Annotated in this window: 6 protein-coding genes and 1 pseudogene; 6 read left to right on the top strand and 1 reads right to left on the bottom strand. The window is 62.5% G+C overall.

All coding sequences use genetic code 11. The features are described 5' to 3' along the window. On the bottom strand, positions 1–1750 hold a 1750-nt coding region (locus KBT70_RS03265; RefSeq protein WP_296628724.1), incomplete at its 3' end, for a UvrD-helicase domain-containing protein. A gap of 109 nt (positions 1751–1859) precedes the next feature. Between KBT70_RS03265 and KBT70_RS03260 the strand changes: the two genes are divergently transcribed. The 6 genes and pseudogenes from KBT70_RS03260 to KBT70_RS03235 all read left to right on the top strand — a co-directional run. After that, positions 1860–2999 (top strand): alpha-hydroxy acid oxidase, encoded by a 1140-nt coding sequence (locus KBT70_RS03260; RefSeq protein WP_296628722.1) that lies wholly within the window; start codon positions 1860–1862, stop codon positions 2997–2999. 152 nt (positions 3000–3151) lie between these two features. Then, on the top strand, positions 3152–6592 hold the full coding sequence (gene pyc / locus KBT70_RS03255) for a pyruvate carboxylase (protein ID WP_296628719.1): 3441 nt from the start codon (positions 3152–3154) through the stop codon (positions 6590–6592). 160 nt (positions 6593–6752) lie between these two features. Beyond that, positions 6753–7553: a phosphodiesterase gene (locus tag KBT70_RS03250; RefSeq protein WP_296628718.1), complete on the top strand. Its 801-nt coding sequence runs from the start codon at positions 6753–6755 to the stop codon at positions 7551–7553. A gap of 16 nt (positions 7554–7569) precedes the next feature. Then, a complete protein-coding gene (locus KBT70_RS03245) occupies positions 7570–7959 on the top strand; it encodes an MAPEG family protein (protein ID WP_296628716.1) in 390 nt (129 codons plus the stop codon). Positions 7960–8092: 133 nt separating this feature from the next. After that, positions 8093–8386, top strand: a complete 294-nt coding sequence (locus KBT70_RS03240) for a ribbon-helix-helix domain-containing protein (protein ID WP_296628714.1) — start codon at positions 8093–8095, stop codon at positions 8384–8386. 89 nt (positions 8387–8475) lie between these two features. Then, positions 8476–8573 (top strand): annotated as a pseudogene (locus KBT70_RS03235) (lactoylglutathione lyase); the annotation flags it as partial.

The raw sequence follows: 8573 nt of genomic DNA, 5'->3' as shown, positions 1-8573 counted from the left end.
CCTTGGCGGCGTGCAGCGTCATCAGCGTGACCTTTTCGCCCTCTTCGCCCGCCTCGTTGTCCATGATGAGGCTCACATGTTCCAGAAACCCTTGCAGGTTCTCGAACCCTTCCAACGCCTTGACCAGTTCCTTGAGATTCTCGAGCCGCCCCGGTGCTTCGGGTGTCTTGTCGTTCTGCCACATCCCGGTATAGCCGCTCTCGTCGAGGATCATCTCGGCCAGTTCGACATGGCTGATATCCGCATCCCCGACCATCCGGCCCCAGCGGGCAAGACCGTCGATCAGATCGCGCAACTCGCTCGCCGCTTTGCCGGTGATCCCCTTGTCGTCGAGCAATAGGCGCGCTCCCTCGACCAGCGGCACGCCATTCTGCCGCGCCGTGATCTGGATTTTCTGCTGTGCCTTGTCGCCAAGGCCGCGCTTGGGGGTGTTGACGATCCGCTCAAAGGCCAGATCGTCGGCAGGCGAAACCACGAGGCGGAAATAGGCCATGGCATCGCGAATCTCTAGCCGCTCGTAAAACCGCGGCCCCCCGATCACACGATACGGCAGGCCAATCGTCAGGAACCGATCCTCAAACGCGCGCATCTGGTGGCTGGCCCGCACAAGGATTGCCATCGCATCGAGCGAATAGGGACGCATGCCGCGCGTGCCGTGTTGCATCGCGTCGATTTCCTCGCCGATCCAGCGTGCCTCTTCCTCGCCGTCCCAATGGCCGATGAGGCGGACCTTTTCACCCTCCTCGACGGCGGTCCACAATTCCTTGCCCAGCCGGTCGCGATTGCCCGCGATCACGCCCGAAGCCGCCGCAAGGATATGCGGGGTAGAGCGGTAATTCTGCTCGAGCCGGATCACCGCCGCACCGGGAAAATCCTTTTCAAACCGCAGGATATTGCCCACTTCGGCGCCGCGCCAGCCATAGATCGACTGATCGTCATCGCCCACGCAGCAGATATTCTTGTGCCCCCCCGCCAAGAGGCGCAGCCAGAGGTATTGCGCCACGTTGGTATCCTGATACTCATCCACGAGGATATAGCGGAACCAACGTTGGTATTGCCTGAGCACGTCGTCGTGCTTTTGAAAGATCGTGACCACATGCAAGAGCAGGTCGCCGAAATCAACCGCGTTCAGCTCACGCAGGCGGGTCTGATATTGCCGGTAGAGCGCCGGACCCTTGCCATCATAGGCGCTCCCCTCTGAGGCGGGCAGATTGTCGGGCGTCCAGGCGCGGTTCTTCCATTGGTCGATGATTCCCGCCAGCATCCGCGCGGGCCAGCGTTTGTCGTCGATGCCAGACGCCTGCACCAGTTGTTTGAGCAGGCGCAGTTGGTCATCCGTATCGAGAATGGTAAAATTCGATTTGAGATCAACGAGTTCGGCGTGACGGCGCAAGAGCTTGACGCAGATCGAATGAAAGGTGCCCAACCACGGCATCCCCTCGGCGGGCTGACCCAAGAGGCGGCCCACACGCTCTTTCATCTCGCGCGCGGCCGTGTTGGTAAAGGTCACGGCGAGGATATCGCCCGGCCCCGCGCGCCCGGTGTTCATGAGATGCACGATGCGCGTGGTCAACGCTTTGGTCTTGCCCGTCCCCGCCCCAGCGAGCATGAGCACCGGACCATCCAGCGTTTCCGCCGCGCGACGCTGTTCGGGGTTGAGGTCATCAAGATAGGGTGCCGGACGCGCCGCCATGGCGCGCGCCGAGAGGCTGGCACCCTCAAAGGCATCGGATTCGTCAAATCTGTTCATGCCTGTGACAATAGCGCGGGGACGCCCGGAGATAAAGAGATGTTCGGGGATTGTTCCACCCCCATCTGACCTCTGGACAAGCCCCTGAAAACCCGTGCAAATGCGCGCCATGAACCTGCATGCAACCTACCCCGCCCTCTCTGATCTGCGCGCCCGTGCGGCGCGTCGTATCCCGCATTTTGTCTGGGAATACCTCGACAGTGCCACCGGGACTGAGGCAACCAAGGGGCGCAACCGCCTGATGCTCGATCAGGTGCGGCTCAGCCCGTCGATCCTGCATGGCGAATTCACGCCTGACATCACCGCCCCCCTCTTGGGGCAGACCCATGCCCTGCCGGTGGGCATCGCGCCCGTGGGCATGTCCGGCCTCATCTGGCCGGATGCCGAGCGTCTTTTGGCGCGGGCGGCCACGCAGGTGGGGATACCCTATGGCCTCTCGACCGTGGCGAGCCAGACACCCGAAGTCGTAGGCCCGTATCTGAACGGCAATGGCTGGTTCCAGATGTATCCGCCGCGCGACACCGGCATTCGGACCGACATGCTGAACCGCGCGCGCAATGCCGGGTTCTCGGTGCTGGTGCTGACCGTCGATGTGCCGGTGGGCAGCCGACGCGAACGGCAGGTGCGCTCGGGGCTTACGCAGCCGCCCAAGCTGACGCCGCGCCTGATGGCGCAGGTCGCGCGCTGTCCGGCCTGGGCGCTTGGCACCGCACGGCTTGGCATGCCGCGCATGCGGATGATTGACGATTACGCAGGCCAGACCAAGGGTTTGCCTTCGAACAAACACGCCGGATACCTGCTGCGCACTTCGCCCGATTGGGAGTATCTGCGCTGGCTGCGCGATGCCTGGGATGGACCCTTGGTGGTCAAGGGCGTGCTGCGCGCAGACGACGCCGCGGCGCTCGAGAAAGAGGGCGTCGACGCAATCTGGATATCGAACCACGCAGGCCGCCAGTTCGACGCCGCCCCCGCCACCATCGAGGCGCTGCCAGAGGTGCGCGCCGCGACCACCTTGCCGGTGATCATGGATGGCGGCATCGAGGGCGGGCTTGACGTGCTGCGCGCCATCGCCCTTGGGGCGGATTTCGTCATGATGGGGCGCGGCTGGCACTATGCGCTTGGGGCCTTGGGCGAGAGTGGCCCCGCGCATCTGGCGGATATTCTGGCCGAGGACCTGCGCGCCAACATGGGCCAGTTGGGCACGCGCACGCTCTGGGATGTGCGGTCGCGCCTGATCCCCAACGGGTAGGGCCGACCACCCGTCGGGACAGGAAATTTCCCTTGCCGGTGAATACCCAGTTTGCCGGATTGCACAAACCTTTCACAAATCTTACAAGGATGCAGCGCTGCAATGCGGCATAGACTGCCGCGCCGCCAGAACTGATAAACCGGGGGACAGGCATGGCCGACTTCAAGAAAATTCTCATTGCCAACCGGGGCGAAATCGCCATCCGCATCATGCGGGCCGCCAATGAAATGGGCAAGAAAACCGTCGCTGTCTTTGCCGAAGAGGACAAGCTCGGGCTGCACCGGTTCAAGGCGGACGAGGCGTATCGCATCGGTGAGGGCATGGGACCGGTTCAGGCCTATCTGTCCATCGAGGAAATCATCCGCGTGGCCAAGCTCTCGGGTGCGGATGCGATCCATCCCGGCTATGGCCTCTTGTCCGAAAACCCGGCTTTTGTCGATGCCTGCGACGCGGCGGGCATCACCTTTATCGGCCCGCGTGCCGAAACCATGCGGGCCCTTGGCGACAAGGCAAGCGCGCGGCGTGTGGCGATTGAGGCGGGCGTGCCCGTGATCCCGGCCACCGAAGTGTTGGGCGATGACATCAAGGTCATCCGCAAGCAGGCCAAGGACGTCGGTTATCCCTTGATGCTCAAGGCATCCTGGGGCGGTGGCGGACGCGGCATGCGCCCCATCGAGAACGAAAGCGAGCTTGAGGACAAGGTCCGCGAAGGCCGCCGCGAGGCTGAAGCGGCCTTTGGCAATGGCGAGGGGTATCTCGAAAAGATGATCCTGCGCGCGCGCCACGTCGAGGTGCAGATCCTGGGCGACAAGCATGGCAATATGTATCACCTCTTCGAGCGCGATTGCTCGGTGCAGCGCCGCAATCAAAAGGTCGTGGAGCGCGCCCCTGCCCCCTATCTCTCAGAGACGCAGCGCGAGGAAATCTGTCAGCTTGGCTATAAAATCTGCAAGCATGTGAATTACGAATGTGCCGGCACCGTCGAATTCCTGATGGATATGGACACCGGCAAGTTCTATTTCATCGAGGTCAATCCGCGCGTGCAGGTCGAGCATACCGTGACCGAGGCCGTGACCGGCATCGACATCGTGCAGGCCCAGATCAAGATCGCCGAAGGCAAGAGCCTGATGGAGGCCACCGGCAAGGCCAGCCAGTATGACATCACCCTGCATGGCCATGCACTCCAGACCCGGATCACGACCGAAGACCCGCTCAACAACTTCATCCCCGATTATGGCCGGATCACCGCCTATCGCTCGGCCACCGGCATGGGCATCCGTCTTGATGGCGGCACCGCATATGCAGGGGGCGTCATCACGCGCTATTACGACAGCCTCTTGACCAAGGTCACGGCCTGGGCGCCCACGCCCGAACAGGCGATTGCCCGGATGGACCGCGCCCTGCGCGAATTCCGTATTCGCGGCGTGAGCACGAATATCGCCTTTGTCGAAAACCTGCTCAAGCATCCGACCTTCCTCAACAACACCTACACGACCAAATTCATCGACACGACGCCGGAGCTGTTCAAATTCGCCAAGCGGCGGGATCGCGGCACGCGGGTTCTGAGCTATATCGCCGATATCACGGTCAACGGGCATCCCGAGGTCGAGGGGCGCACCCGCCCAGCCGCCGATCTCAAGCTGCCGCGCGCGCCGCGCCCCGCCAGCCCCGAGATCAAGGATGGGCCAAAGCAGATTCTTGACCGAGAGGGCGCACAGGCCGTGGCGGACTGGATGGCGGCGCAAAAGCACCTCTTGATCACCGACACCACCATGCGCGACAGCCATCAGTCGCTCTTGGCCACGCGCATGCGCTCGATCGACATGATCGGCATCGCACCCAATTACGCGCATGACCTGCCCGGCCTCTTCTCGGTCGAATGCTGGGGCGGGGCGACGTTTGACGTGGCCTACCGGTTCCTTGACGAATGTCCGTGGCAGCGGTTGCGCGACATTCGCGCAAGGATGCCCAACCTGCTCACGCAGATGCTGCTGCGCGGCTCGAACGGGGTGGGCTATACCAACTATCCCGACAATGTGGTCGCGGCCTTTGTCAAACAGGCCGCAGAGAGCGGCGTCGATATCTTCCGCGTCTTCGATCCGCTGAACTGGGCCGAAAACATGCGTGTGTCTATGGATGCCGTGCTGGAGTCGGGCAAGGTTCTGGAGGCCGCGATCTGCTACACCGGCGACATGCTGGACCCGGCGCGCTCTAAATATGACCTCAAATATTACCTCTCGATGGCCAAGGAACTGAAGGCGGCGGGCACGCATATCCTCTGTATCAAGGATATGGGCGGCTTGATGAAACCGGCCACCGCAAGCGTGCTCTTCAAGGCGCTCAAGGAAGAGGTGGGGCTACCGCTGCATTTCCATACCCATGACACGGCGGGCATTGCCGGGGCCACGATCCTTGCGGCGTCCGAGGTTGGGGTGGATGCGGTCGATTGCGCGATGGATTCCCTCTCGGGCAATACCTCTCAGGCGACGATTGGCACGATTGTCGAGGCGCTGCGCCACACGCCGCGCGATACGGGGCTCGATATCGGGGCCATTCGTCAAATCTCGAACTACTGGGAATCGGTGCGCAATCACTATGCCGCTTTTGAAAGCGGGATGCAGTCGCCCACCTCCGAAGTCTACCTGCACGAGATGCCCGGCGGCCAGTTCACCAATCTCAAGGCGCAGGCACGCTCGATGGGGATGGAGGACCGCTGGCACGACATCGCGCGCACCTATGCCGATGTGAACCAGATGTTCGGCGATGTGATCAAGGTGACACCCATTGCCAAGACGGTGGGCGATCTGGCGCTGATGATGGTCAGTCAGGGGCTGACCTGCGAAGACGTGCTCGACCCCGCGACCGAGGTCAGCTTTCCCGACTCTGTGATCACGCTGATGAAGGGCTATGTGGGCCAGGCACCCGGCGGCTTCCCCCCCGCCATCGTCAAGAAGGTGCTCAAGGGCGAAGAGCCCATCACCGTGCGCCCCGGCACGCTCTTGCCGCCCGAGGATCTGGACGCGCGGCTTGCCGAACTGACCGAGCGTTTCGGCAAGAAGATCGACAACGAAGACCTGATGGGTAGCCTTATGTATCCCAAGGTCTTTGCCGATTACATGGAACGTCATGCGCAATTCGGGCCTGTGCGCACCTTGCCCACACGCACTTTCTTTTACGGGATGGAAACGGGCGAGGAAATCACCGCCGAAATCGACCCCGGCAAGACGCTGGAAATCCGGCTGGTCGCGGTGAGCGAGACGCAAGAGGATGGCGAGGCGCGGGTATTCTTTGAACTCAACGGCCAGCCGCGCACCGTGCGCGTGCCCGACCGCCGGATCAAGGACAAGGTCGCAGCCCGGCCCAAGGCGGAACTGGGCAACGCCAACCACATCGGCGCGCCGATGCCCGGTGCCGTGGCCACGGTCGCGGTCAAGGCGGGGCAAAAGATCAAGGCAGGCGATCTCTTGTTGACCATCGAGGCCATGAAGATGGAAACCGGCCTGCACGCCGAGCGTGACGCGACCGTCAAGGCGGTGCATGTCCAGCCCGGTAGCCAGATCGACGCCAAGGATCTGTTGGTGGAGATGGAGTGACGTTTCCCGTGACCCTCGGGCTTGTCCCGAGGGGCTCCGCCTGGACATCATCCTCGGGTCCGGCCCGGGGATGATGTGGGTGTGACATCACCGAAAGCGCTTTTGCAATCGCGTCACTTCCACCATGCTGCGCGCCATATGCCCAACGACAGGCCGCGCCATGCAGAAAATCCTCGTCTTCACTGACATTCACATCGTTGCCCAAGGTCAGACCATCATCGGCCTTGACCCTTTCGCGCGCTTTGCCCAAGGGCTGAACCATGCGCTCGCGCGACACCCCGATGCCGCGCGCATCGTGCTCTGCGGCGACCTGACCCATCGGGCCATGCCAGAGGAATACGCCCGACTGCGCGGGGCACTGGCGGATTGCCCCCTGCCTATCAGCCTGATGCTCGGCAATCACGACCGCCGCGCGCCTTTTCTGGACGCCTTTCCCGAGGCTGCCTGCATGGACACAGGCCATATCCAGCATTACGCCGACATCGGGGCGCATCGCCTGATCTGTCTCGATACGCTGGACGAGGTGGCGCCGGATCAGCACTCGGGCTGGCTCTGCCCCGCGCGGCTGGACTGGCTGGAGCAATGCTTGACCGAGGCAGGCGCGCGGCCAGTGGTTGTCTTTACCCATCATCCGCCCATCGACACGGGCTTTGCCGGAATGGATGCCATCGGGCTTCGCAACCGGGCGGACGTGATCGCGCGCCTCAGGGCGGCGGGCAATGTCGTGCAGATCGTGTCGGGCCATGTTCACCGCACAGTTCAAGGATCGGCAGGGGGCATTCCCACAGCCATCCTCAAGAGCCCCTGTCACCAGATGCCCATGGCGCTCGACGCCAAGGACACAAGCCTCTCGATTGACGAACCGGGGGCTTATGGCCTCTTGCTGCTGAGCGAGACAGGGGTGATTGTCCATACCGAGGATTTCACCCTGCCCCCGACCCGTTCGGCCACCTATTCCTGACCAGAAAGCACAGCGCATGTCCCTTGTTATCGCCCCTCTTTATGCGGGCCTCATCGGCCTTCTCTTTGTCCTCCTGAGCGTGCTCGTCATCGCCGCGCGCTTCAAAACCAATGTCTCTCTCGGCGATGGCGGCGAGCAACTCTTGATCCGTCGCATCCGGGTTCAGGCCAACTGCGCCGAATACGCGCCCCTTGGCCTGATCCTGCTGGGGATGGCCGAACTTCAGGGCGCGCCGGGCTGGGTGGTGCATCTGCTGGGGATGATGCTTGTTGCAGGGCGCGTGCTGCATGCTGCGGGATTTGGCCGGGTGCCAGAGATCATGCCAATGCGCAGCGCCGGAATGGTGCTGACCTTTGCCATGCTGATTCTGACCGCGCTGGCCAATATCGGCCACGCGGTGTTGTGACGGCCCTGACCGCGCAGGCGGGGACGGTGCAGAAGGCTTCCCCTGCTGGCAAAAATCGTCCATCATCCTAAAACGTACTGAGATCCGCGCCGCGCGCGTCCCTGCCGCGACCCGGATGAGGGAGGACCTGATCATGTGCCGAATATTTGCCGGGCAAGACCCCGACCGCTACGCGCTTGTAACCCGCCGCATGCGTCTGAATGGCCAGAGCACGAGCATCCGTCTTGAGAAATCCTTTTGGGGTATCCTCGACGAAATCGCCGAGAGCGAAGGGCTGACGACCCCCGGTTTCGTGTCGAAACTCCATGCCGAAGTGCTGGAACTGCACGGCGAACCTGCCAATTTCACTTCGCTCTTGCGCTGCACCTGCCTTGTGCACCGCGAAAACCCGCTCGAGGGGGATGCGCGTCAGATGGCGGCGGAGTGAGACAAATCAAGGCGTAGTATCCCCTTACTACCCGCCCCTGCCCTGCTTTGGTAATTTTTCCGAACCAAATACAGTATTCGGAGGGCATGATGGCCAAAGCCATTCACAGCATGGTTCGCGTTCTCGACGAGGCGCGGTCGGTCGATTTCTATTCTCGCGCCTTTGGGCTGCGCGTGGCGGACCGGCT

The sequence above is a fragment of the Roseovarius sp. genome (genome assembly GCF_018066915.1).
Taxonomy (GTDB): domain Bacteria; phylum Pseudomonadota; class Alphaproteobacteria; order Rhodobacterales; family Rhodobacteraceae; genus Roseovarius.
Note: the sequence above shows the minus strand (reverse complement) of the source record. Positions and strands in the feature narration are given on the sequence as shown.